At 65.4% G+C, this 24208-nt stretch carries 23 protein-coding genes and 1 riboswitch; of the genes, 13 read left to right on the top strand and 10 right to left on the bottom strand.

Annotated elements, in window-relative coordinates; genetic code table 11:
- The first annotated feature begins 285 nt into the window (after positions 1 to 285).
- The 3 genes from EKL94_RS05355 (at position 286) to EKL94_RS05345 (ending at position 2936) form a co-directional block, all read left to right on the top strand.
- Positions 286 to 1386 carry an NADH:flavin oxidoreductase/NADH oxidase gene (locus EKL94_RS05355; protein WP_126928287.1) on the top strand — a complete coding sequence of 367 codons (1101 nt, stop codon included), beginning with the start codon at positions 286 to 288 and terminating at the stop codon, positions 1384 to 1386.
- 193 nt (positions 1387 to 1579) lie between these two features.
- Entirely contained in the window at positions 1580 to 2080 is a 501-nt protein-coding gene (locus EKL94_RS05350; RefSeq protein ID WP_126928286.1) for a hypothetical protein, read from the top strand.
- Positions 2081 to 2084: 4 nt separating this feature from the next.
- On the top strand, positions 2085 to 2936 hold the full coding sequence (locus tag EKL94_RS05345) for a hypothetical protein (RefSeq protein WP_126928285.1): 852 nt from the start codon (positions 2085 to 2087) through the stop codon (positions 2934 to 2936).
- Positions 2937 to 2997: 61 nt separating this feature from the next.
- Here the strand turns inward: EKL94_RS05345 and EKL94_RS05340 are convergent, their stop codons facing one another.
- Positions 2998 to 3909 (bottom strand): LysR family transcriptional regulator, encoded by a 912-nt coding sequence (locus EKL94_RS05340; RefSeq protein WP_126928284.1) that lies wholly within the window; start codon positions 3907 to 3909, stop codon positions 2998 to 3000.
- 114 nt (positions 3910 to 4023) lie between these two features.
- On the opposite strand from EKL94_RS05340, the gene purU reads away from it, so the two are divergent.
- Entirely contained in the window at positions 4024 to 4875 is an 852-nt protein-coding gene (gene purU / locus EKL94_RS05335; RefSeq protein WP_126928283.1) for a formyltetrahydrofolate deformylase, read from the top strand.
- A 27-nt stretch (positions 4876 to 4902) separates the two neighbouring features.
- On the opposite strand, the gene pncA is transcribed toward purU, so the two are convergent.
- Together pncA and EKL94_RS05325 are read right to left on the bottom strand one after the other, a co-directional pair.
- Positions 4903 to 5529, bottom strand: coding sequence for a bifunctional nicotinamidase/pyrazinamidase (gene pncA / locus EKL94_RS05330; RefSeq protein WP_126928282.1), 627 nt, complete (start codon positions 5527 to 5529; stop codon positions 4903 to 4905).
- 55 nt (positions 5530 to 5584) lie between these two features.
- Positions 5585 to 6271: an epoxyqueuosine reductase QueH gene (locus EKL94_RS05325; RefSeq protein WP_440087003.1), complete on the bottom strand. Its 687-nt coding sequence runs from the start codon at positions 6269 to 6271 to the stop codon at positions 5585 to 5587.
- Between the two features lie 162 nt (positions 6272 to 6433).
- A riboswitch (cobalamin riboswitch) is annotated at positions 6434 to 6647 on the bottom strand.
- 154 nt (positions 6648 to 6801) lie between these two features.
- On the opposite strand from EKL94_RS05325, the gene EKL94_RS05320 reads away from it, so the two are divergent.
- Positions 6802 to 8649, top strand: coding sequence for a patatin-like phospholipase family protein (locus EKL94_RS05320; protein WP_185829993.1), 1848 nt, complete (start codon positions 6802 to 6804; stop codon positions 8647 to 8649).
- A 73-nt stretch (positions 8650 to 8722) separates the two neighbouring features.
- Here the strand turns inward: EKL94_RS05320 and EKL94_RS05315 are convergent, their stop codons facing one another.
- Complete coding sequence (locus EKL94_RS05315) at positions 8723 to 9676, bottom strand: DUF1028 domain-containing protein (protein ID WP_126928279.1); 954 nt, start codon at positions 9674 to 9676, stop codon at positions 8723 to 8725.
- A 174-nt stretch (positions 9677 to 9850) separates the two neighbouring features.
- Entirely contained in the window at positions 9851 to 11218 is a 1368-nt protein-coding gene (locus EKL94_RS05310; protein ID WP_126928278.1) for a helix-turn-helix domain-containing protein, read from the bottom strand.
- Between the two features lie 115 nt (positions 11219 to 11333).
- On the opposite strand from EKL94_RS05310, the gene EKL94_RS05305 reads away from it, so the two are divergent.
- Genes EKL94_RS05305 through mmsB form a run of 5 tightly spaced genes read left to right on the top strand, consistent with a single transcriptional unit; the run spans position 11334 to position 16873 of the window.
- Positions 11334 to 12839, top strand: a complete 1506-nt coding sequence (locus EKL94_RS05305; RefSeq protein ID WP_126928277.1) for a CoA-acylating methylmalonate-semialdehyde dehydrogenase — start codon at positions 11334 to 11336, stop codon at positions 12837 to 12839.
- Between the two features lie 14 nt (positions 12840 to 12853).
- Complete coding sequence (locus tag EKL94_RS05300) at positions 12854 to 14020, top strand: acyl-CoA dehydrogenase family protein (protein ID WP_126928276.1); 1167 nt, start codon at positions 12854 to 12856, stop codon at positions 14018 to 14020.
- A complete protein-coding gene (locus tag EKL94_RS05295; protein WP_126928275.1) occupies positions 14017 to 14814 on the top strand; it encodes an enoyl-CoA hydratase in 798 nt (265 codons plus the stop codon). The genes EKL94_RS05300 and EKL94_RS05295 overlap by 4 nt, the downstream gene beginning before the upstream one ends.
- Positions 14811 to 15986, top strand: coding sequence for an enoyl-CoA hydratase/isomerase family protein (locus tag EKL94_RS05290; RefSeq protein WP_126928274.1), 1176 nt, complete (start codon positions 14811 to 14813; stop codon positions 15984 to 15986). The genes EKL94_RS05295 and EKL94_RS05290 overlap by 4 nt, the downstream gene beginning before the upstream one ends.
- The gene (gene mmsB, locus EKL94_RS05285) at positions 15983 to 16873 is read left to right on the top strand and encodes a 3-hydroxyisobutyrate dehydrogenase (protein ID WP_004136647.1); all 891 of its coding nucleotides are present in this window, start codon (positions 15983 to 15985) and stop codon (positions 16871 to 16873) included. Before EKL94_RS05290 ends, mmsB begins: the two co-directional genes overlap by 4 nt.
- 100 nt (positions 16874 to 16973) lie before the next feature.
- On the opposite strand, the gene EKL94_RS05280 is transcribed toward mmsB, so the two are convergent.
- From EKL94_RS05280 to EKL94_RS05265, 4 genes are all read right to left on the bottom strand, one after another.
- Positions 16974 to 17864 carry a nucleotidyl transferase AbiEii/AbiGii toxin family protein gene (locus EKL94_RS05280; protein WP_126928273.1) on the bottom strand — a complete coding sequence of 297 codons (891 nt, stop codon included), beginning with the start codon at positions 17862 to 17864 and terminating at the stop codon, positions 16974 to 16976.
- 9 nt (positions 17865 to 17873) lie between these two features.
- The gene (locus EKL94_RS05275; RefSeq protein WP_126928272.1) at positions 17874 to 18800 is read right to left on the bottom strand and encodes a type IV toxin-antitoxin system AbiEi family antitoxin domain-containing protein; all 927 of its coding nucleotides are present in this window, start codon (positions 18798 to 18800) and stop codon (positions 17874 to 17876) included.
- Between the two features lie 280 nt (positions 18801 to 19080).
- Positions 19081 to 19506, bottom strand: coding sequence for an organic hydroperoxide resistance protein (locus EKL94_RS05270; protein WP_049464150.1), 426 nt, complete (start codon positions 19504 to 19506; stop codon positions 19081 to 19083).
- Between the two features lie 111 nt (positions 19507 to 19617).
- Positions 19618 to 20598, bottom strand: a complete 981-nt coding sequence (locus EKL94_RS05265; RefSeq protein ID WP_126928271.1) for a cation diffusion facilitator family transporter — start codon at positions 20596 to 20598, stop codon at positions 19618 to 19620.
- Positions 20599 to 20806: 208 nt separating this feature from the next.
- Here EKL94_RS05265 and EKL94_RS05260 point away from each other — a divergent pair, with 208 nt between their 5' ends.
- The 3 genes from EKL94_RS05260 (at position 20807) to EKL94_RS05250 (ending at position 23837) form a co-directional block, all read left to right on the top strand.
- Positions 20807 to 22270 carry a SulP family inorganic anion transporter gene (locus tag EKL94_RS05260; RefSeq protein ID WP_126928270.1) on the top strand — a complete coding sequence of 488 codons (1464 nt, stop codon included), beginning with the start codon at positions 20807 to 20809 and terminating at the stop codon, positions 22268 to 22270.
- Between the two features lie 144 nt (positions 22271 to 22414).
- A complete protein-coding gene (locus tag EKL94_RS05255) occupies positions 22415 to 23065 on the top strand; it encodes a DUF6338 family protein (RefSeq protein ID WP_126928269.1) in 651 nt (216 codons plus the stop codon).
- 424 nt (positions 23066 to 23489) lie between these two features.
- The gene (locus EKL94_RS05250) at positions 23490 to 23837 is read left to right on the top strand and encodes a hypothetical protein (RefSeq protein WP_126928268.1); all 348 of its coding nucleotides are present in this window, start codon (positions 23490 to 23492) and stop codon (positions 23835 to 23837) included.
- A gap of 47 nt (positions 23838 to 23884) precedes the next feature.
- Here EKL94_RS05250 and EKL94_RS05245 read toward each other — a convergent pair whose 3' ends face one another.
- A complete protein-coding gene (locus EKL94_RS05245) occupies positions 23885 to 24106 on the bottom strand; it encodes a hypothetical protein (protein ID WP_126928267.1) in 222 nt (73 codons plus the stop codon).
- Positions 24107 to 24208 lie beyond the last annotated feature (102 nt).

The raw sequence follows: 24208 nt of genomic DNA, 5'->3' as shown, positions 1-24208 counted from the left end.
GCTTGCCCAGTCTTATCAGTGCGAGCGCCAACTCGATCAACTGTTCGGGCGGATCAGGGAGAAACCGGCGCGGAGATCCTTGCTACAGAGCGATCGAAAAGACCTAGAGCCGAACGGTCGTCCGCGCCGGGCTCTCGGCACCTAAGGTGCCAGAGTCGCAAGAGATAAGAGCCGAGCCCACGCTCGGCTTCAGCGGGGGCGCACGAAACAGCGATCCATCCAGACGGTTGATTCGCAGGCCGTGCGGCGGTGCAATACGCACCCCCTACGTCGTTCATCACCGTCTTGAGCCAGCTGTTTTCGCCGATCTCGTTCGGCCCCCTGACCCTGTCCAACCGCATCGTCATCGCGCCGATGTGCCAATACTCCGCCGAAGACGGTCGCGCCAGCGACTGGCACGCCATGCACCTGGGCAACCTGGCGCAGTCCGGTGCCGGCCTGCTGATCCTGGAAGCCACCGCGGTCGAGCCGCGCGGCCGCATCAGCTGGGCCGACCTGGGCCTGTGGGACGACGGCACCGAGGCCGCGCTGGCGCAGGTGCTGACCAGCGTCCGCCGCTGGTCGCCGATGCCGCTGGGCGTCCAGCTGGGCCATGCCGGCCGCAAGGCCTCGGTGAAGCGTCCCTGGGACGGCGGTGGCCAGCTGCCGGCCGATGACACGCGTGGCTGGTCCACCGTGGCGCCGTCGCCGCTGCCGTTCCATGCCGGCGATCCGGCACCGCAGGAACTGGACGAGGCCGGCATCGCCGAGGTCATCGCCGCCTTCGCCGCCAGCGCGGTACGCGCCGAGCGCCTGGGCTTCGAGCTGATCGAACTGCATGCCGCGCACGGTTACCTGCTGCACCAGTTCCTGTCGCCGCTGAGCAACCGCCGCACCGACGGCTATGGCGGGTCGCTGCCGAACCGCCTGCGCCTGCTGGTGGAAGTGTTCGATGCGGTGCGTGCGGCAGTGTCCGACAAGATCGCCGTGGGCGTGCGCATTTCCGCCAGCGACTGGGTCGATGGCGGCTGGGATCTGGTGCAGAGCGAGGCGCTGGCCCAGGTGCTGGACGCGCGCGGCTGCAATTTCCTGCATGTCTCCAGCGGTGGCCTGGACGAACACCAGAAGATCACCGTCGGCCCGGGCTACCAGGTGCCGTTCGCGGCAGCGATCAAGGCCAAGGTGCGCATGCCGGTCATCGCCGTGGGCATGATCACCGAGCCCGAGCAGGCCGAATCGATCCTGCGCCATCGCCACGCTGATGCCGTGGCCCTGGCGCGCGGCATCCTCTACGACCCGCGCTGGCCGTGGCATGCCGCCGCCGCGCTGCGCGACAGTGTGGAACCGGCGCCGCAGTACCTGCGCTGCGAGCCGCGCGATGCGCGCGGCGTGTTCAAGACGCGCTGACGTAATCTGCGAGCGCACGGCCTCGCTCCAGATGGCTGGTGACCTGTGCGACTGCAGGTTGCGGCATCAAATGTCACGACGAACCAGAAATGATCATGGATATCCGCTTATGTGAATGATCTCTCATTGAACTGTGTGCCGACGTCGCATCGTTGAGCTGCACGCACGAGTGTGCAACCAATGGAGAAACGCGATGAAATCCACGATGCTCGTCGTTCTGATCTCGGCGATCTGCCTGTCCACATCCATGCCTGTGGTCGCAGGCGGAAGGGGGACTGATGCCCCCTCTGCAGAGAATGTCTCGCTCATGCACGCCCCTGTTAATTCGCTGGGGCGGCTTGATCTTCACCTGATCGAGCTTTCCCCCGAATCCCCCCTGATGCTGCTTTCGCCGCTTGCGCGCAAGCAGTTCGTTGATTCGCTCGTGTTTGGAGATCAGGGATTGGCCAGCTTCAACTACGATCCCATCGTCGCTGAATTGAGCGCGAGTGAAGCTTACCGGCTGCTGGCTCTGTTCGGCGCGCAGCGCGCAATCACGTACATTCCGGGGTTGCAGCGTGCTTCGAAAGCGGATGACATGGTCGTGCAATCTGTCAATCCGAACCCAGTTTTTGAAGATTATCCGGGCTATGCCTGTTCAGATCGCGCGACCTGTTCGAGCTCCATGAGCAGTATCTGTATGTCGAGCTGCTGACCGCATGATTGGTCGCAAGTTGCTTTGGATTTTGTTGCTGCCCACAAGTACCTGGGCAGCAACTTCAATAGATGCCCAACTGCGAGAGATGGATCGGGAGATGTTGGTCGCTGGCGCATCAGGCCGCATCGAGAAGTTGGTGGATGCCTACTCGTCATGGGAGTCTTCCAGACCACCTGGGGACAGTTGCGGCAGTCTGAGCGATCTGGATCTTGAGGCCGCGTTCCGCGCCAGCTTCTACATCTCAAGGTACGTTGGAGATGAGGAATGGCTTGGCAAGGTCCGATGTATTCATGAGGAGTTGAGGCGGAGAGGTGCTGCCACAGAGACAATGCACAGGAACATGCACTCGCTTCTTGTGCAGGTTCGACGGTTTGCCGAGGCCAATGAGCTGCGTGAAATGGAGGCGCTACGCGTAGATGAACTTCCCGAGATAGAGCGGATTGCACCTGACCAGCAGGGAACACTCCACCGTCTTGCGAGTGGAAAGTTTGAGTGGCGACGTTGGGCGTACAAGGACGGACTAGAGGTGGTCGCCTACGTCAATCCGGTTTGCGCTCCTTCCCGTCGGGCTATGCACGTCATCTTGAGCGAGCCCGAATGGGAATGGATCCGGCCCCAGATACGCTTTGTTGTGCGCCGGTCTCCTGCGTGGCCACAGTTTGGCGTCAGCGAGTGGAACAAGCGCAATCCATCTCATCCCATGCTGCTTCAAGCGGGGTCAGAAGGCTGGAAAGAACTGGATGTGTATGAAACTCCAGTGTTTCATGTTTTCAGGAATGGGCTACGCCTGCGCACCCTGACAGGATGGGCAGACGCCAGTGATCACCTGATGAGCCTGAAGGAGAGTTTCTGACCGAGAAAATGCTCCGCTCTTATCAGAGTGCGCCGCCTATGAAGTGATTGGTACTCATCTGTCACACCCGCCAGGCCGGCGCCATGCCGGCCTGCAGGTGCTCGAACAGCGCGCGGATCTTGGCGGTGAAGTCGCGGCGGTCGCTGACGCAGAAGTAGACCTCCATCGGCTCCGGGCGCCATGCAGTGTCGGCGCTGAACACCGCCTGCAGGCGGCCATCGCGCAGGTACGGCTCGGCCACGAAAGCGGCCAATCGGGTGATGCCGGCACCGGTCGCGGCCAGCGTTGCCAGTGCATCGATGTCATCGCAGACCATGCTCGGCGGCAGTGCGGCGTCCACGCGCTGGCCATCCTTCAGCAGGCCCCAGCGCAACGGCCGGCCATCGGTGGGGAAGCGGTGCAGCAGCCCGCGATGACCGCTCAGCTCAGAGGGCTGCTTCGGCGTGCCGTGTGCCTTCAGGTAGGCCGGTGAGGCACAGAACACGAAGGGCACGCGTGCCAGCTGCCGCGCGACGACGCCGTCCTCCAGCTGCGCACCGATGCGGATGCTGGCATCCACCGCTTCGGGGCCGTGCTGCACGGCGCGGTCGGTCAGGCGCAGCTCCAGCTGCAGCTGCGGGTAGCGCTGCTGCAGCGACGGCAGCAACGGTGCCAGCACGTGGCGACCGAAGGCGCTGCTGCTGGCGATGCGCAGCGGCCCGGCCGGTTCGATGTCACCGGAGGTGACCATCGCCTGCGCGCGCGCCAGGTCGGCTTCGATGTGGCGCACCTGCGCCAGGTACAGTGCGCCGGCCTCGCTGAGGGCCAGCTGCCGTGTACTTCGGTTCAGCAACCGTACGCCCAGATGGGCCTCCAGACGGTTGATGTTCTGGCCGACTGCGGTGGCGCTGATGCCAAGAATGCGGGCCGCGGCGGCAATGCTGCCGGTCTCTGCGGTGCGGGTGAAGCTGCGGATCAGTTGCAACAGGTTCATGACCGACCAGCTTGCCATGGGGAAGCCCAAGTATCGCTTGGGACTGAACCAAGCAGTTCGGTTGCATCGGTGACCATCGATCCAGGGGGCAGGTCACTGCCCTACACTCGGGCGATGCGCCCCGATTCCATCCTGACCCTGTCCTGCCCCGACCGTACCGGCATCGTCTATCGCGTATCCGGCCTGCTGTTCGACCACGGCTGCAACATCCTCGACGCCCAGCAGTTCGGCGATGAGGAACGTGGCCGCTTCTTCCTGCGCGTGCACTTCGACCGCGATGCCAGCCTGCCGCTGGAGACCGTGCACGCGGCCATGGCCACGCTCGCCGAAGGCTTCGGCATGGACTGGCAGCTGCATGATGGCCGACGCCGCGCGCGGCTGCTGGTGCTGGTCAGCAAGCAGGGGCACTGCCTCAACGATCTGCTGTTCCGCGCCCACAGCGGCCAGCTGAAGGTGGACATCGCGGCGGTGGCATCCAACCACGCCGACTTCGCGCCACTGGCGGCGTCCTACCAGGTGCCGTTCCACCACCTGCCGGTGACCGCTGATACGCGCGCGGTACAGGAGCAGCAGATCATCGACCTGGTCGAGCGCGAACGTATCGACCTGGTGGTGCTGGCGCGCTACATGCAGATCCTGTCACCCACGCTGTGCCGGGCCCTTGCTGGCCGCGCGATCAACATCCACCACAGCTTCCTGCCCAGCTTCAAGGGTGCGCAGCCGTACCACCAGGCACACGCGCGCGGGGTCAAGATCATCGGCGCCACCGCGCACTACGTCACCGAGGACCTGGACGAAGGCCCGATCATCGAACAGGACGTGGCCCGCGTGGACCACGCGATGGCACCGCGCGAACTGGTGCGGCTGGGCAGCGATACCGAGTCGCTGGTGCTGGCACGCGCCGTGCGCCGCCATGTGGAGCACCGCATCCTGCTCAACGGGCACCGCACGGTGGTGTTCCGGTAGTGCCGGATCATGCCCGGCGGTCGCCCATCAGACGATCGCGATCCCCGCCTTGCCCAGCGCTTCGCGCACCATCGCGTCGTTGGCTTCGGTCACCGGCCGGGTCAGCTCCCACAGGAACTTCACCCGGAAGCCGGACTTCACCGCGTCCTGTGCGCTCCACAGCACGCAGTAGTCGCGGGCCAGGCCGCACACATGCACTTCGCGGATGCGGCGTTCGTGCAGCCAGCCGGCCAGGCCGGTGGCCGGGCGCTCGCCATCGGGGCCATGGTTCTCGCGGAAGGCGCTGTACGAATCCACCTGTTGGCGCGTGCCCTTGCGCAGGATCAGGTCGGCCACGGTCCAGTCCACGCCTGGGTGCAGGGCGGCACCGGCGCTGCCCTGCACGCAGTGGTCGGGCCACAGGGTCTGCGGCTGCGCGTGCAACAGGATGGTCTCGAAGGGGCGCTGGCCGGGGTGCTGGCTGGCGAACGAGGCATGGTCGGCCGGGTGCCAGTCCTGTGTTGCCACCACGGTGCGGTAGCGGCGCTGCGCCAGCAGATCGGCAATCGGTGCCACCAGTGCATCGCCCTGGTCGCAGGCCAAGGCGCCACCGGGCATGAAGTCCGGCTGCAGGTCGATCACCAGCAGGGCGACATCGGCGGGCAGGGCGGTCATGGCAGATCCGGTACAACAGAAGGGGCGACCAGCGTGGCCGCCCCATGCCTGCACGTCAATCGCCCTGCGGCGTCTCAGCGTCCTGCCCGTAGTACAACAGGCCGATCTTGATCCGCTCGCGGCCATTCTCGCGGCGATGGCGGTTGGCATCGCGCAGCGAGTACACGCAGCCGCAGTACTCCTGCTGGTAGAACTGCTCGCGCTTGCTGATCTCGATCATGCGGCTGGCACCGCCGCCCTTGCGCCAGTTGTAGTCCCAGTACTGCAGGCCTTCATAGCGCGACGCGGCGCGGATGCCGCAGTCGTTGATCTGCGCCATGTTCTTCCAGCGCGAGATGCCCAGCGAAGAACTGATGGTGTCGTAGCCGTGCTCGTGCGCGTACAGCGCAGTGCGCTCGAAGCGCATGTCGAAGCACATCGTGCAGCGGATGCCGCGTTCGGGCTCGTTTTCCATGCCGCGTGCACGGCTGAACCAGTTGTCGGTGTCGTAGTCGCAGTCGATGAAAGGAATGCCGTGCTGCTCGGCGAAGCGGATGTTCTCCTGCTTGCGCAGCTCGTACTCCTTCACCGGATGGATGTTGGGGTTGTAGAAGAAGATCGCGTAGTCGATCCCGGAGGCGGTGATCGCCTCCATCACTTCGCCGGAGCAGGGCGCGCAGCATGAATGCAGCAGCAGGCGCTTGCCATCGGCGGGCAGGGTCAGGGCAGGGCGTTGGAGTTCGGTCATCGTCAGGTACCGCATGGACCGCCGGCAGCGGCGGTGGCCCATGCATCAGCGCGTGGGGGAAACAGGGCTGGCCGGATACCGTGAACAGGACGCACGCGGCCGCATCGCCTGCACGCGCAGGACAACGACGGCCCCGGCAACCTCCCCGCGGAGATTCCAGGTCGAGTCAGGGGACGGTCGTGTCCCCCGGCCGGGGCCGGTATTCGGGCTGATGGACACGGGCCGCAGCCCACCTACTACCTGCCGCTTCCCAGGCGCGAGCCCAGTGCTGTTGGCAGGATTCGTTTCCATTCACCGCTGCGGGGCAGCTCCGGAATGGGCGCGCGAGGCGCCTTCACCGGATTCCCGTTTAAATCCCGGCCGCCATCCAGCCACGGCAGGGATACCTTCGGCGCGCCCACGGTGGACGCGTCGAGGGCAATGGTCAAGGGCCAAGCAAAGCGCAGGGCTGTGGCTCGTTTCTCAGGCGGTGAGAGCGCCTCTTGCCATACTGGGCACCGACAGACGGGAGGTGGCTCGTGGCGGCGAAGTACTGCGATCTGGTCATGAAAGGCGGCATCACCAGCGGCATCGTGTACCCCAATGCGGTACTGGCGCTGGCGCGCGAGTATCGATTCAAGAGCATCGGCGGCACCTCGGCCGGCGCCATCGCCGCAGCCGTGGCGGCCGCGGCGGCCTGCGGTGATCGTCACCAGCAGGCGGGCGAGCACCTGCCTGGCGATGCCGGCTATGGCGGGTTGTCGGCGGTATCGGCGCAGTTGTCGCGGCGCGGCTTCATCTACAGCCTGTTCCAACCGGCGCGGGGCGCGCGCGCCGCCTATCGGTTGCTGGTGGTACTGACGGGCAATGCCAGCCTGCCGCACAAGCTGCTGTGCCTGGCCGTTGCCGTGTTCGAGATCGCGCCGCTGGAGGTGCTGGTGTCGCTGGCGCTGCTGTTGGGCCTGGGCTGGTGGGGCGGTGGCTGGAGCGGCGTGGCCGCCACGCTGCTGCCATCACTGCTGTGCGCGTACGGTGCGGGTGTGGCCGGTGCCGCGCTGCGGGTGGCGCGGGTGGCGCGGCGCAACCTGCTGGGCCTGTGCAGCGGCCTGGGCCGCGATGCACGCACGCCTGCGTTGACCGAGTGGCTGCACGAGTGCCTGCAGCAGTTGTCCGGCAAGGCGCTGGATGCACCGCTCACCTTCGCCGACCTGCACGACGCGCCGCGCTATGCCGACGAGCCGGACAGCCCGCATGCGATCAGCCTGCAGATGATCACCACCTGTGTGTCGCACAACGAGCCGCGTACGCTGCCGCTGGGCGGTGCGCAGTTCTGGTTCCTGCGCGAGGAGTTCGAGCAGCTGTTCCCGGCCAGCGTGGTGCAGTGGCTGGTGACGCAGGCAGGCCCACCGCTGGAGGTGGAAGGGCGCCGGTACTACCACCTGCCGCAGGGCCCGAAGCTGCCGGTGCTGGTGGCCACGCGCATGAGCCTGAGCTTCCCGTTGCTGATCAGCGCAGTGCCGCTGCATGAGCCTTCGCGCCGCGAGCGCCGCTGCGAACCCACCGCGCCTGCCGCCGACCAGGAGCACAACGTCGCCGACAGCATGGAAGGGCTGACCAGTGCCGGGCAGACCTGTGGCCCGGTGATCACCGCCTTCCGTATCTGCTGGTTCTCCGATGGTGGCATCAGCAGCAATTTCCCGATCCATCTGTTCGATGCCGCCTTGCCGCGCTGGCCGACCTTCGCCATCAACCTGGTCTATCCGCAGCACGCTGAAGAGGTGAACCACGGCAGCAGTGGCCGCCAGTCGCTGGAACACGCGGTGTTCCTGCCCACCGAGAACCGTCATGGCTGGCAGCGCACCTATCAGTCGATCGCTACGCCGCTGGCGGCCGCGGAACTGGGGCGTTTCCTGTTCGCGGTGGTGGCGACCATGCAGAACTGGCGCGATCTGCTGCAGGCGCGCGCACCAGGCTATCGCGACCGCATCGTGCATGTGAGCCTGCAGGGCGACGAAGGTGGCATGAACCTGGACATGCCACAGGAGGTGCTGACCCGCATCGCCGACAAGGGCAGCCTGGCCGGTGCGCGCTTCTGTTCGTTCTCGTTCGAGAACCACTACTGGATCCGCTGGCGCAACCTGGCTTCGGCCTATCAGCGCTACACGCTGGAAGTGGCGCGAACCGACGACCCGGCGCAGCAGGTGCTGGCCTATCGCGCGGCGTACTCGATGGTTGCCCGCGGTGAACCGACCCCGCCGTCGTACAGGCTGGGCTCGGAAGACAAGCGGCTGGCCTCGCAGCAGCTGTGGGGGTTGATGGTCGAGCAGGGCCGCACCTGGGAGGACCTGGGCCCGGACCTCACTGACGGCGCACCGCGTCCGCTGCCGCAGATGAAGGTGACGCCGATCTACTGACTTCCGCCGCAGCCGATTGAACTGTTCTGGTGGGTGCCGACCTTGGTCGGCACGATCTGATCCCTGCGGTGCCTCATCGCCACGGCTCCACCACCGCATCACCCCGCAACGGCGCATACAACGGCAACGCCAGCTCCTGCTTCACCCAGCCCGGATTGAGCGCACGCAGGCCGGCGAGGTATTCGCGGGCCAGCGCGATATCCCCTTGCCGCATCGCCAGGCGCGCAGCGCGCGCCCAGGTGCGGTCCCAGCCGTGGGCCAGCGACAACGACGTTGCCAGCGCCGCGCGCGCACCCGCCACATCACCGTTCTCCCAACGTTCCTCCGCGCGGATGATCGCCTCGTTGGACAGACGCATGTCGTACAGCTCGCGCAGCCTCGCCACCGCATGTTGGTCGGCGTCCACGCGCAGGTCGGTGTCCCGCCAGTCGCCGCCCGGTGTACGCACCAGCAGCGCTGCCGACCATTGCCCGCTGCGCTGGCCGCCCGCAGCCTGGCCTGCTTCCAGTGCCGCCAGCAGGCGCGCGGCCAGCGGCCCAGGTGAGGCGGCGAAGATGTGCTGCATCGCCGCCAGCACCTCCGGTCCGGCCAGGCCATTGCCCTGCACACTCAGCATGCCGTCGCCATTTGCCCCGGCCCAGCTGGCCTGTTGCGCGGTAGCGCCGGTGTACTGCGCATTGCCGCCGCGTGCGCTGACCAGTCCCACCTGTCGTTCGGCAAGCGTGGTGCCATCGAAGTTGCCGTCTTCATCCAACAGCTGCTTCAGCACCTGCGCAGGCGTGCGGCCTTTGGCCAGCAGCTCAAGGCCTTTGGAGCCATAGGTCGGGTTGGTCTCGAACTGGCTGGCGACCGCGCCCACCTTCGCCTGTGCCCACGGCACACCCACGCCGCCGACTGCCAGGTTGTGCGTAGCCACCGCCACCCCGCAGTCGCCGGCCTCATTGCAGGCCGCAATGGAAAAGGTCGCCCACGCCGGCGCGGCGGTGGCAGCAAGCAGCAGGGCCAGGCAAGAGCGCAGCAAGGACATGGGGTGTCTCCAGGGCGGGCATTCCAATGGGATGCAGCCTACGCACGAAAGGTTTAGTAGATCCACGCCATGCGTGGATGGAACCCCATCGGAATCGAACATTTCGAACATTCATCGAAGAGCATCCACGCATGGCGTGGATCTACCGTGTCGACCAAGGTCGACATCTACCCCCTATCGCCCCGGTAACTGCGCGAACGCGCGCTGCATGCAGTCCTCCCGCGGACACACCCGGCAACCCGGCCCGATCGACACCGAGTTGCCCGGGCTCTGCACATCCAGCCCCAGCGAATACACCAACCGCTCGGCATGCTGCAGATCGCAGCCCAGTGCCACCGCAAACGTCTTGCGCGGCTGGCCATGGCCGACCGGACCACTGCTGACCTGCCGCGCCAGCCAGAAATGCCGCCGTCCATCGGGCATGCGCGCGGTCTGGGTCAGGATGCGGCCGGGCTGGTTGAATGCCTCGTACACGATCCACAGCGGACACGAACCACCCACCTGCGAGAAATGGAAATCCGTGGCCGAATGGCGTTTGGACACATTGCCCGCACGGTCCACGCGGATGAAGAAGAACGGCAGGCCGGGCGCGCTGCGCCGTGCCAACGTGCTCAGCCGGTGGCAGACCGCTTCGAAGCCCACACCGAACTGGTGCGCCAGCAGTTCGATGTCGTAGCTGCTGGCTTCGGCCGCCCGCAGGAAGCGCATGTACGGCATCACCAGCGCGCCGGCGAAGTAGTTCGACAGGCCGATGCGCGCCTGCGCGATGCGCGCGTCATCGGTGAAGCCGGCACGCGCCACCACCGCATCGATCTGCGGCAGGTAGCCGTGCAGGGCCAGTTCGGCGGCCATCTGGAACGCCTGCTGACCCGGTTCCAGGTAGTCGGGCAGCCACAGCCGCCGCGCCCCCGCATCGAACTGGCGCTTCTCGCGCCCGGCCTGCAACGCCGCCACTTCCACCAGCACGCCGTGGCGGTCGGCCAGCAGCTGGCGCAGGCGCGGTGCCACATGCCCGGGCGACAGCCCCCACTCGGCGAACAGGCGCTCGGCCAGCTCATCCAGCTCGGGGATGTGGTTGTGCATGCGGTTGAAGAACTCGCGCACCTGGTCGCCAGCAGGCAGGGTGCTGCCGGCGCCGGGCTCGCCCAACTGGAATTCCAGTGCGGCAGCATGCTCGCGCAGCGCCAGGTGGCGGCGGTGCAGGTCCAGCAGCGCACGGCTGACCTGAGGCAGGTTACCGGCCAGGGCGCGCAGCTCGGTCGCGCTCACCTCGGCCAGGCCCAGGTCGCGCAGGGTTTCGCCCAGGGCTTCCTGCAGCGCGGCGGGCTCATCTTCGTCGAACAGTGCAGAAACATCGCCCAACACCTCGCCCAGCTTCTTCTGCACGGCCGGGGTGAGCGGGCGCTTGTTGCGCTCGATCTGGTTCAGGTAGCTGGCCGACAGCCCCAGCGCCCGTGCCAGGTCGGCCTGGCTGTAGCCGCGCTGCTCGCGCAGCCGCAGCAGGCGCAGGCCAAGTTGCCGCTGGGTGGCTGAATAATTCACAGAATTAACATGAATCGTCTGGCGTGTTGGCCAGATTAAGCGGATTCAGCCCGGAAATCGAGGTGGGTGCTGTGAATAATGCCAAGCATCTTTCGCACCCCGTGGGATTGTCGTCATGACTGTTGCAGCGCCCCGTATCCGCATGCTGATCGATGGCCAGTTCGTTGAATCGGCTACTTCCCACTGGCAGGACGTGATCAATCCGGCCACCCAGGACGTGCTGGCCAAGGTGCCGTTCGCCACCACCGGCGAAGTGGACGCCGCCGTCGCCGCCGCCAAGGAAGCCTTCAAGACCTGGCGCAAGACTCCGATCGGCGTCCGCGCGCGCATCTTCCTGAAGTACCAGCAGCTGATCCGCGAGAACATGAGCGAGCTGGCCCACATCCTTACCGCCGAACAGGGCAAGACCCTGCCGGACGCCGAAGGCGACGTGTTCCGCGGCCTGGAAGTGGTCGAGCACGCCGCCGCTATCGGCAACCTGCAGCTGGGTGAGCTGGCCAACAACGTGGCCACTGGCGTCGACACCTACTCGATCATGCAGCCGCTGGGCGTGTGCGCCGGCATCACCCCGTTCAACTTCCCGGCGATGATTCCGCTGTGGATGTTCCCGATGGCGATTGCAACGGGCAACACCTTCATCCTCAAGCCGTCCGAGCAGGACCCGATGGTCACCATGCGCCTGGTCGAGCTGGCGCTGGAAGCGGGCATTCCGAAGGGCGTGCTGAACGTCGTCCACGGTGGCGAAGAAGTGGTCAACGCGATCTGCGACCACCCGGACATCAAGGCCGTTTCGTTCGTCGGTTCCACCCGCGTCGGCACCCACGTCTACAACCGCGCCTCGCTGGCCGGCAAGCGCGTGCAGTGCATGATGGGCGCCAAGAACCACGCCGTGGTGCTGCCGGACGCCAACAAGGAACAGACCCTCAATGCGATGGTCGGTGCTGCCTTCGGTGCCGCTGGCCAGCGCTGCATGGCCGCTTCCACCCTGGTGCTGGTCGGTGAAGCGCGTAACTGGGTGCAGGACCTGGTGGCCAAGGCCCAGACCCTGAAGGTCAGCGCCGGCACCGTGTCCGGCACCGACGTCGGCCCGGTCATTTCCTGCAGCGCCCGCGAGCGCGTGGAAGGCCTGATCGCCTCGGGCGTGGAGCAGGGCGCCAAGCTGGTGCTGGATGGCCGTAAGCCGCAGGTCGATGGTTTCGAGAAGGGCAACTTCGTTGGCCCGACCATCTTTGCCGGTGTCACCACCGACATGCGCATCTACCAGGAAGAAATCTTCGGGCCGGTGCTGGTCATCCTCGAAGCGGAGACGCTGGAAGAGGCCATCGCGATGGTCAACAGCAACCCGAACGGCAACGGCACCGCACTGTTCACCCAGTCCGGCGCTGCCGCGCGCAAGTTCCAGGAAGACATCGACGTCGGCCAGGTCGGCATCAACGTGCCGATCCCGGTGCCGGTGCCGCTGTTCTCGTTCACCGGTTCGCGCGCGTCCAAGCTGGGCGACCTGGGCCCGTACGGCAAGCAGGTGGTGCTGTTCTACACCCAGACCAAGACGGTCACCGCACGCTGGTTCGATGACGAGACGCTGAGCCACGGCGTCAACACCACGATCAGCCTGAAGTAACGGCAGGAGCAGCCATGAGCCACTCGATGACGACGGAACTGGACGAAGCACAGCAGGCGTACCGCGAGGCTGCGCGCGACTTCGCACAGGCTGAACTGGCGCCGCACGCCGCGCGATGGGATGCGGAGGGCATCTTTCCGCGCGAGGCGATCGCCAAGGCCGGTGAACTGGGCTTCTGCGGTCTTTACATGGACCCGGAAGTGGGCGGCAGCGGCCTGAGCCGACTGGACGCCGCCGTCGTCATCGAGGAACTCGCCAGCGTCGATCCGTCGACCGCGGCCTACATAAGCATCCACAACATGGCCTCGTGGATGGTGTCCAAGTGGGGCCAGCCGGCACTGCGCGATGCGTGGGGCACTGACCTGTCCTCGGGCAACAAGCTGGCCTCGTACTGCCTGACCGAGCCGGGTGCCGGTTCCGATGCAGCGTCACTGAAGACCACCGCCGTGCGCGATGGCGACTTCTATGTGCTGAATGGCTCCAAGGCCTTCATCTCCGGCGCCGGTGCCACCGAGCTGCTGGTGGTGATGGCGCGTACCGGCGGTGCCGGTGCCGGTGGTGTCAGCGCCATTGCGGTGCCGGCCGACCTGCCGGGCATCAGTTTCGGCCGCAAGGAAGAGAAGATGGGCTGGAACAGCCAGCCCACCCGTGGCATCACCTTCGAGAACGTCCGCGTGCCGGTCAGCCACCTTCTGGGAGAGGAAGGCGGCGGCTTCAAGCTGGCGATGAAGGGGCTCGATGGCGGCCGCATCAACATCGCAGCCTGTTCGCTGGGTGCCGCACAGGGTGCGCTGGATGCCGCACGCCGCTACATGGGCGAGCGTCGCCAGTTCGGCAAGGCGCTGGCCGAGTTCCAGGCGCTGCAGTTCAAGCTGGCCGACATGGTTACCCAGCTGGTGGCTGCACGGCAGATGGTGCACACCGCCGCGCGCAAGCTCGATGCCGGTGCCAGTGATGCCAACGTCTGGTGTGCGATGGCCAAGCGCTTCGCCACCGACGCCGGTTTCACTGTCTGCAATGAAGCGCTGCAGATCCACGGGGGCTACGGCTACATCCGCGAGTACCCGATCGAGCGTCTGCTGCGTGACTGCCGCGTGCACCAGATCCTGGAAGGCACCAACGAGATCATGCGGGTGATCGTTGCCCGTCATCTGCTCAACACCGAAGAGGAACTGCGATGAAGGATTGGCGTACCCAGGAGCACGTGGGCCTGAAGGTCGAGGTGGATGGCCACACTGCCGTGGTCACCCTTAACAACCCGCCGGCGCACACCTGGACCGTGCACAGCCTGTCGGCGCTGCGCGACCTGGTGGGCGCGCTCAACGCGGACCGCGGGATCTACGCGCTGGTGATCACCGGTGACGGCGAGAAGTTCTTCTCCGCCGGTGCCGACCTCAACCAGTTCGCCTCCGGCGACAAGGCCGCTGCACGTGAAGCCGCACGCCGCTTCGGTGAAGCCTTCGAAGCGCTGTCGGCTTTCCGTGGCGTGTCGATCGCCGCGATCAACGGCTACGCGATGGGCGGTGGCCTGGAATGCGCACTGGCCTGCGACCTGCGCATCATCGAAGACCACGCCCAGGTCGCGCTGCCGGAGGCCACCGTCGGCCTGCTGCCGTGCGCCGGTGGCACCCAGAACCTGCCGCGCCTGGTGGGCGAGGGTTGGGCCAAGCGCATGATCCTGCTGGGTGAGCGCATCAACGCCGAGACCGCGCTGCGCATTGGCCTGGCCGAAGAAAAGGTCGGCAAGGGCGAAGCCAAGGCACTGGCGCTGGAATGGGCGAAGAAGGCCGGCAAGCAGAGCCCGACCAGCATCGCCGCCTGCAAGACCCTGGTGCAGTCCACCCGCACCGGCACCCATGCCTCGGCGCTGGTGGCCGAGCGTGAAGCCTTCGTCGACCTGTTCGACACCGCCGACCAGGTCGAGGGCGTGACTGCCTTCCTGGAAAAGCGCGCCGCGCAGTGGAAGAACGCATGAGCACCGACACCGTTGCCGACGACGCACCGGTGCTGTTCGAAGAGCGCGTGGCCGGTAACGGCACGCGCATCGGCATCGCCACGCTCAACGCGCCGCGCACGCTCAACGGTTTCTCGCTGCCGATGGCGCACCTGCTGCTGAAGCAGTTGAACGCCTGGGCCGACGACGACGGCATCGCCATGGTGGTGCTGCAGGGCGCCGGCGAAAAGGCGTTCTGCGCTGGCGGCGACCTGCACAGCCTGTACAAGACCATGGCCGCCTTCCGCGAGGCCGGCCGCAGCGACATCCGCGAGAACGACTACGCCGCCGAGTTCTTCGACGTCGAATACCGCGTCGACTACCTCATCCACACCTACGCCAAGCCGATCCTGTGCTGGGGCCACGGCATCGTGATGGGCGGCGGCATCGGCCTGATGTCCGGCGCCAGTCACCGCGTGGTCAGCGAGCGCTCCAAGCTGGCCTTCCCGGAAATCACCGTCGGCCTGTTCCCCGATGTCGGTGGCAGCTGGCTGCTGCCGCGCGTGCCGGGCAAGGGTGGCCTGTTCCTGGCCCTGACCGGCGCGCTGCTCAATCCGGGCGATGCCATCTACGCCGGCCTGGCCGACGTGCACGTGGCCGAAGAACGCCGCAGCGCGGTGTTCGATGCGCTGTTGCAGGTGGCCTGGTCCAGTGATCCCGCACACAACCACGAACGCCTGACCCATCTGCTGCAGTCGCATGCCAGTGATGCTGCGACCGGTCCGCTGCTGGCCAATGCGGCGCAGGTCGAGGCGCTGTGCGAAGGCGATGACCTGCAGGCCATCGTGGCGCGCATTGCCGGTCTGCAGACCGACGATGCCTGGTTGCAGGCCGCACAGAAGACCCTCGCCGCCGGTGCACCCGGTTCGGCACGGCTGTCGTACGAGCTGCAGCGCCGCAGTGCTGGCCAGGACCTGGCTGCGATCTACCGCCTGGAGTACATCGTCGCCCTGCATTGCGCCGCCCACGGTGATTTCGCCGAAGGCATCCGCGCGCTGCTGATCGACAAGGACCGCAATCCGCAGTGGAACCCGGCCACGCTGGCCGAGGCCACCGGCGCGTGGGCCGACACCTTCTTCGCTTCCCCCTGGGCCGATGCCGCGCATCCGCTGGCCGACCTGGGCACTCCCCTTGTTGAAAGGAGCCTTGCATGAGCCGCATTGCATTCATCGGGTTGGGCAACATGGGTGGCCCGATGGCCGCCAATCTGGTCAAGAACGGCCACACCGTGCGCGTGTTCGATCTGGTCCCGGCCGCGGTGCAGGCCGCCGTCGATGCCGGCGCCAGCGCGGCCGCGTCGGCGCGCGAAACCCTCGCCGATGCCGAGGTCGTGATCTCGATGCTGCCGGCCAGCCGTCACGTCGAAGGAGTGTACCTGGGCGATGACGGCATTCTTGCCGCGATCCCGGCCGGTGCACTGGTCATCGACTGCAGCACGATCGCGCCGGCCAGCGCCCGCAAGGTCTCGGAAGCGGCCGCCGCACGTGGCCTGCAGATGATCGACGCGCCGGTGTCCGGCGGTACCGCCGGTGCCCAGGCCGGCACCCTGACCTTCATCGTCGGTGGCGAAGAGGATGCGCTGGAACGCGCACGTCCGGTGCTGCAGGCAATGGGCAAGAACATCTTCCACGTCGGCGCCAGCGGTGCCGGCCAGGTCGCCAAGCTGTGCAACAACATGGCGCTGGGTGTGATCATGGCGGTGACCGGTGAAGCCATTGCCCTGGGCGTGGCGCACGGGCTGGACCCGAAGGTGCTGTCGCAGATGATGGCGGTCAGCACCGGCCGCAGCTGGGCCACCGAAGTGTGCAACCCGTGGCCGGGCGTGCTGGAGAATGCGCCGGCCTCACGTGGCTACAGCGGTGGCTTCGGCAGCGATCTGATGCTGAAGGACATGGGCCTGGCGGTGGAAGCGGCGATGAGTGTCGGCGCCTCGATCCCGCTGGGCGAGGTGGCCCGCAACCTGTACTCGATGAACCACCAGGCCGGCCGCGGCAAGCTGGATTTCTCCAGCGTCGTGCAGCTCATCACCAGCGAGAAGTGACCTGGTAGTGCCGGCCGTTGGCCGGCAACCTCATGCCCCCGTGCGGGACAACGAAGGTGGGATGGGCGGATGTTCGGTTTCGACCGGCATCCGCCCATTTTTACGTCTTCTGGCTGGGGAATGGGTTGGCAATAGGCAGGATGAGGCAGGATTCCCAATAGGCGACAATCGCCTGCAGATTCGTCCACGCGGTGTTGAAGTCGATGTCCTTGGGTAAGGTCGGGTCAGATTCGTAAGTGGCCTTGGTAACGGCGAGAGCTTCCGAGAACGTCGCCATGTCGCTGCAGTCGATGAAGCGGGACGCGCAGGCAAGTTTGAATTCGGCGCCCGCGGCATTCCAGAACGCAGTGTCTTTGAGTGGATGCGCTGCCAGTATCTTTGAAACATCATAGATATCCTTGACGCGGACGACTTCACCTGGCTTCTGGACTTTGGTCCGATAGGTGGGAAGCGAGCTGAGAAATGCTCTGAGCTTTTCGCCAGCGATGCGCTCAAGCGTGTAGGCGAATACGGTGTGCCCATCGACCTCCAATGGGGCAACGGCAACGTCACCCAGGGCCTCTGGTGCAGCAACGTCAAATGAAACGAACGGAAGCCCACGAACGCCTTCGTTGTTGAAGTCTTTCAGTCTCACCTTCACATCAAAGGCATTCCAGCCCATGGGATGGTTGGGTGGGTTGTGCGTGATGTCCAATCTGTCCAGTTCGAAACGTACAGGATCCTGTGCCGAAGCGAAGTTGGAAATCGCAGTGCTGAACAAGTCGTGCAGGATTGCTGACTGCTCGTTTCTATCTGGCGTTCTGACCGCGAACGATAGAAGGATGTTCGCATCCAGGTCATAAGATGCTCTTTGTTGCCCTCCAAGCCGCAGGGCGAGGATGCGGGCACCTTTGTAGACGATTTTCCGGGACAGTTCGTTGCAGCTGGCCAGTGCCTGGAAACACATATCGAGGGCTTCGCGCTTCCATGCATCCTGTTGACTCCGATTCATGCATTTTCCTTAAGGTGTTCGCAGGTGCCAGTCGTTCGCGGTATTGCTGTATGGAATGCCTGGAAGCAGTGATTCGGGAGGTTGGTCGGTGGAAAAACCCCTCAGTGCGCTGCGGATCTGATCCAGCAAGGCAGAAGTGGTTTGGTGGTACTCCAGCATGTAACCGGCGCGCCGCATCAGGTTGGGGTTTTGGATCGAGTCGAGCAGCGCCCAAAGCTTTGCGGCATTTGATCGGGGCAAGCCGGATGCCCAGGCCTCGAAAACAACGGCCGGCCCGCCGGCGCTTCGGGGGCGATGCAGGCAATCGAGCAATGTCTGCTCAAGTGTGGTGACCCGCACCGTGCACTGCGAGTGGAGCTGGCGGCGTTGTATGCCTTGGAGATTGTTCGGGTCGCGGCTGGTCAGGAAGCACTTCACATCCTCAAGCGTGAACACTTCAACGCCGAGAGATTGCGGTTTGTCACTGCTTTCTGCCGGTGGCTCGACGGCAGAAGACGCTATGCCTGGCCTGAATTCCGCCAGGTGATAGTGCGGTGTCGGTTGGGTCGTCAACCCGTGCAGTTCCAAGGCCGAAAAATAGCAAAGCGTCCCGGCGGGACGGTAAGCCTGTATGACCTCCAGAGCAGAGGGCCACGAGGTTTCATTGAAGCCCAGGGCGTAGATTTTCACGGGCCTGCCCCGTGGTGACGTCAGTGGCAACCGGCGCAGCAGTTCAGCGTTCTCCAACACCGCGATGATCCTGATCGCAGAGTAGGTGCGAAACGTACCTGAGGTGAGCGCCTTCTGCGTCCGCTGGATGATCGGTACGAGCGAAGCGTGGCTGATGCAGCGCGTAGACGGCAGTTCCTGGGAGGCCGTCAGCAGGGTGAGCTGAAATACGTCAATCAGCTCCGCCGTTGCGTCTATTACTGCTCGATCTCGCAGGTCATTTTTCATTGGTCACTGCGGCCTCAGGCTTCGCAGGCGAAGCCTGAGGCCGCAGTGACCAATTGTCAAACTGAGAGCCTGAATTCGTTCAGGAGTGCAGGGCTGAGGCTAATGCGGGCCACAGGGTCCTTCAGTCGGATCTGATCCACCAGTGGCGACCAAGCTTCGCAAGCGAAGCTTGGTCGCCACTGGTGGATATGTCAAACAAGTCGCCATCACATTTCGTCAGATTACCTGAATCGGGGTCGGATCCCGTTCACAAGGCGAAATGAACCCGACCCCGGCCCCATCAGGCAACGATCAGCGTCACGTCGATGTTGCCGCGGGTGGCATTCGAGTACGGGCACACGATGTGCGCCTTCTGCACCAGCGCTTCCACCTGCTCGCGCGGCACGCCCGGCACGTTGATGGTCAGCTCGGCTTCGATGCCGAAGCCGGTCGGGATCTGGCCGATGCCGACCTTGCCGGTCACGGTGGTGTCGGCCGGCAGCGCGACCTTGGCCTGGCCGGCCACGAACTTCAGCGCGCCCAGGAAGCAGGCCGAGTAGCCAGCCGCGAACAGCTGTTCCGGGTTGGTGCCCGGGCCGCCGGCGCCGCCCAGCTCGCGGGGGGTCGACAGCTGGATGTCCAGCACGTTGTCGGAGGAGACGGAACGGCCTTCACGGCCGCCGGTGGAGGTGGCCTGGGCGGTGTACAGAACCTTTTCGATGGACATCGTGATGCTCCTGGTCGGTGGGTGGGTGTTGCGTTGGAGCCTACTTTGCCCGGTTTTCGCGTACGTTGGGTTGCAATGCGTACGAAAAACTTGATCGATCGTCCTGCTGGCCTAGATCGTCCATTCGCGGTCGGTGGTGAACATGATGGTCAGCCAGCGGTCCGGCGAGGCCTCGCCCAGTGCATCGCCGATCTCGTCGCGCAGCTGGTCCCATTCGACCAGGGGCCGCGGCGGGTCGTTTTCCGGCACCACGAAGAACAGCTCGATCTGCTCGCCTCGCCCCACCTGCGCCACGTAGCTGCGGTGCTCGACGAAGCCATGCTTGGCCACGATCGCGCGTGCCACCGCATCCACGTGCGCCTGCAGTTCCGGTGGGGTGACCAGCAGGATGCCGGCCAGCGCCCGGCGCACGGTACCGAGCGGGGCGATCATCACCAGCACGCAGACAAAGGCAAGGATGGCCGGGTCGATGTACGGCCCGATCCACGCCAGCGAGGTGCCCTGCACCAGTACACCGCCGAGGAAAGCCAGCAGGTAGCAGGCTGACATGCTGGCCGCGATCACCCAGTTCTTCGCGTCCAGCGCGATGAACTCCGAGCCGATACGGCGGTTGGCGCGCAGGATGAACCAGGCCAGCGCGCCTTCGCCCACGATCGACAGCCCGGCGAAGGCAATGGCCGGGCCCAGCGCGATGTGGCGGCCACCGGACATCAGTGCATCCACCGCGTTGACCAGGGCATACAGCGCCGCGCCGATCATCAGCGTGCCGCTCACCCCCAGCACGATCGGTTCCAGGTGCCAGAAGCCCATGGTGAAGCGCTGGTTGAGCCGCGACTGCAGCGCATCGGTCTGCGTGGACAGCGCGATCAACCGCGCCACCAGCAGCGACAGCCAGGTCATCACCACGTCGATCAGGCCGTAGATGCCGTCGAAGATGATCAGCGAGGAATTGGCCAGCAGGCCGAACACCACTGCGGCGGCGGCCAGCAGCAGCGAGGCGGCGATCGACAGGCGCAGCACGCCCTGTTCGGTGGCGGGATCGAAGAACTGTGGGCGGTGGGTGGCCATGGCCCGATTGTAGAGCGGCGCCATGCTTCGCTGCCGTTGCGGCCTGCCGACGCTGTCCCTGGGCAGCCCTGTGCCGTAGACTGCGTCCCTCCCACGTACCGACGCCCGCCTGCAGTGATCACGCCACCCTGACCCTTGCCGCACATCGGCAGCCGGCCCGCCCGGCTCAGGAACCCGTGTCTTTCCACTGCAGCGCCATGCGGCCACGCCCGCCTGCGCGCGGAGTTTTCCCATGCAAACGTCCTACCCCCTGCGCCAGCAATGGCTCGGCAACATCCGTGGCGACCTGCTGTCCGGCATGGTCGTCGCCCTGGCCCTGATTCCCGAGGCCATCGCCTTCTCGCTCATCGCCGGCGTCGACCCCAAGGTCGGCCTGTATGCCGCGTTTTCCATTGCCGTCATCACCGCCATCGCTGGTGGCCGCCCCGGCATGATTTCCGCCGCCACCGGCGCGATGGCGCTGGTGATGGTCGACCTGGTCAAGGACCATGGCCTGCAGTACCTGTTCGCCGCCAGCATCCTGGCCGGCCTGCTGCAGGTGCTGGCCGGTGTGTTCAAGCTCGGCTCGTTGATGCGCTTTGTCTCGCGCTCGGTCATCACCGGCTTCGTCAACGCGCTGGCGATCCTGATCTTCCTGGCACAGATGCCGGAACTGATTGGCCGCGGCCCGACTGTGTACGTGCTGTGCGCCGCCGCGCTGGTGATCATCTACCTGCTGCCGCGCGTCACCCGCGCGGTGCCATCACCGCTGGTGGCCATCGTGGTGCTTACCGCTGTGGTGATCGGCTTCGGCGTGGACGTGCGTAGTGTCGGTGACATGGGCCAGCTGCCCGACAGCCTGCCGCACTTCCTGCTGCCTGATGTGCCGCTCACCTGGGAGACGCTGCGCATCCTGCTGCCGGTGTCGGCCACGCTGGCCGTGGTCGGCCTGCTCGAATCGATGATGACCCTGCAGATCGTCGAGGACATCACCGAGACGCCCAGCGAGCGCAATCGCGAATGCGTCGGCCAGGGCGTGGCGAATACGGTCACCGGTTTCCTCGGCGGCATGGCCGGCTGCGCGATGATCGGCCAGTCGGTGATCAACGTGACCTCCGGTGGCCGCGGCCGCCTGTCCTGCCTGGTGGCCGGCGTGTTCCTGCTGGTACTGGTGGTGTACGGCAGCGACCTGGTGCGGCAGATCCCGATGGCCGCGCTGGTGGCGGTGATGATCATGGTCAGCATCGGCACCTTCAGCTGGCGCTCGCTGCGCGACCTGCGCACGCATCCGCGCAGTTCCTCCGCCGTGATGCTGCTGACCGTGGTGGTCACCGTGGCCACCCACGATCTGGCCAAGGGCGTGCTCAGCGGCGTGCTGCTGTCGGCCCTGTTCTTCGCGCGCAAGGTCGGCCGCATGCTGGACGTGCAGCGCGACGATGCCGGTGACACGCAGGTCTACCGCGTGCGTGGGCAGGTGTTCTTTGCTTCAGCGGGGCAGCTGGGTGCGGCGTTCGATTACCAGCACGTGGCGCCGAAGGTGCAGATTGATCTGCGCGACGCCCACCTGTGGGACCTGACTGCCGTGGCTGCGCTGGAGCGGGCGCAGGAAAAGCTGGCCGCGCATGGGGCGGAGGTGACGGTGGTGGGCCTCAATGCGGCCAGCCAGACCCTCATTGAACAGGTGGGTGGCAAAGGCGCTGCTGGCAGCGCGCATTGACGCTATCGGCTCTCGTGGAGCAACTGCAACACCATGGCTGCTGTTGCGGTTGCTGCATCTGCGGCCTGTGAACCCCGCCCAGGGTAGAAGAATCGCCGTGATCGTGCTCCGTTGTGATCCTCACGACGGAGTACTTCTTCCGGGATGGATTCGCTCTTCAACAACGCCACCACGCTGCTGACCTTTCTGCTGCCGGGCTTCCTGGCAGCCTGGGTGTTCTACGGGCTGACTTCACACCCCAAGCCACCGCAGTTCGAAAGGACCGTGGAAGCTCTGGTATTCACCTTCGTCGTCCAGGCGCTGGTGAAGTTCACCGAACTGATGCTCCTGCTGGCTGGTCGCTGCTTTGTGCTGGGGACCTGGACCGAGTCCAGCAGCCTGCTATGGGGTTTTGTCCTCGCCGCACTGCTGGGAGCGGGACTGGCCCTCGCTGCGAACAAGGACTTTTTCCACGGGGTTCTCCGCCGCGCAGGCTTCACCACGCGTACGTCCCACCCGAGCGAGTGGTACTGCGTGCTGGGTACGCGTCCTGCCTTCGTGGTCCTGCAATTGAAGGATGGCCGTCGATTGACCGGATACCCCAAGGAGTGGCCGATCAGCCCCGCTGCGGGACAGTTCTACATGCAGATGCCCGCCTGGCTCGTGGATGCGGATCCACCAGATGAAGGTGCCGATCCAGCAGCGGATCCCGTGGCCAGCCCCGCCGTGGTCGAGCTTCCGCAGCTCGATGGCATACTGATTCACGCAGTGGATGTGCAGTGGGTCGAGATTCTCCAGGAGACAGACAATGGCTAAGTTGAGGAAGGGTTCCAACCCACCACTGGACCAGCTGGTCGTATCCATGGAGAACGCAAACCCCAAGCTCCCCCAGGGCAGGAAGCGTCCGCCGCCGCCGCCCAGCCCGCCTCGGCCGCCAGCCGGAACCGGACCCAACCGGCGGCCGCCGCGCGGCTGACCGGGCGCATTCAGCCACGCGGTGTAAACTATTGATCTCACTGGCAATGCCAGTCTCCACGATCAACACCCCGATGACGTCCGCCACCGCCCGTTACGCCGATTCCCTGCGCCTGTCCGTTGCCCCGATGATGGATCGGAGCGACAGATAGGCAGGACAAGGGTTTTCCACGGCGGTGGTACATCATTGGTACTCGTCCTTGCAGACGAAGGCCGCGCGGCGTGCGTGGGGAGTGCCAAATTGAAAGATGCTAAAGGATGGGAAATGTATCGGAATACCACCGTTCCCCTGCCGCGTTTGGTCCGATCCGACGACGAAGTGCAGGACTGGCTATCGGACAACACTGAGGCCTGGGAGACAGCACTTGATCGCGACGTCCATTACATCGATGGGCGCGCGAACTACGTCAGTCACGCTATCAGTCGGATTGACGTGACAGACGGCAAGGTCCACGTCGAGTATGAAGTGGAGTACTACATGTACTACGGATGCAGGGATCTGAACGATGCTGGCATCGATGAGAGGGAAATCTCTGGCGATGTGCGCAACGGTCAAATCCACTTTGTGACCTTCGTGCAGCCTGACGAACAAGCGCCCAACGAAGAGCTCTGAAACGCTAACTGAAGAAGCCGCCCGAGGGCGGCTTCTTCGTAGTGCTCTCAGGGGGCTCGCGCTTGGCGCTGCTCATCCCACCAGCTGGCCACGTCCCGCGTGTCGTACACATCGCCTACCCGTGGTGGAAGATGGCCTGCGGTGTGCTTGTTCGCCATCGTCTTGAGCTTTGCCGTAGGGAAGTAGGTGGCCCGCAGCTGCTCGATAGTCATCGTTGCCCCGAACTGGCCGTAGAGCAGCCAGAACGTGCCGAACCCGGGTGCCGTCATGCATCACCACCTGCCCAGCGAAGCCCCAGCTGCACTACGTTGCTGCCGGCGGCAGGGGCCGATGGAACCACCGCCTGGAGTCCGTGCTGCTTATGCCAGTGC

It is taken from the genome of Stenotrophomonas maltophilia, from assembly GCF_003970865.1.
GTDB lineage: Bacteria > Pseudomonadota > Gammaproteobacteria > Xanthomonadales > Xanthomonadaceae > Stenotrophomonas > Stenotrophomonas maltophilia_AR.
Note: the sequence above shows the minus strand (reverse complement) of the source record. Positions and strands in the feature narration are given on the sequence as shown.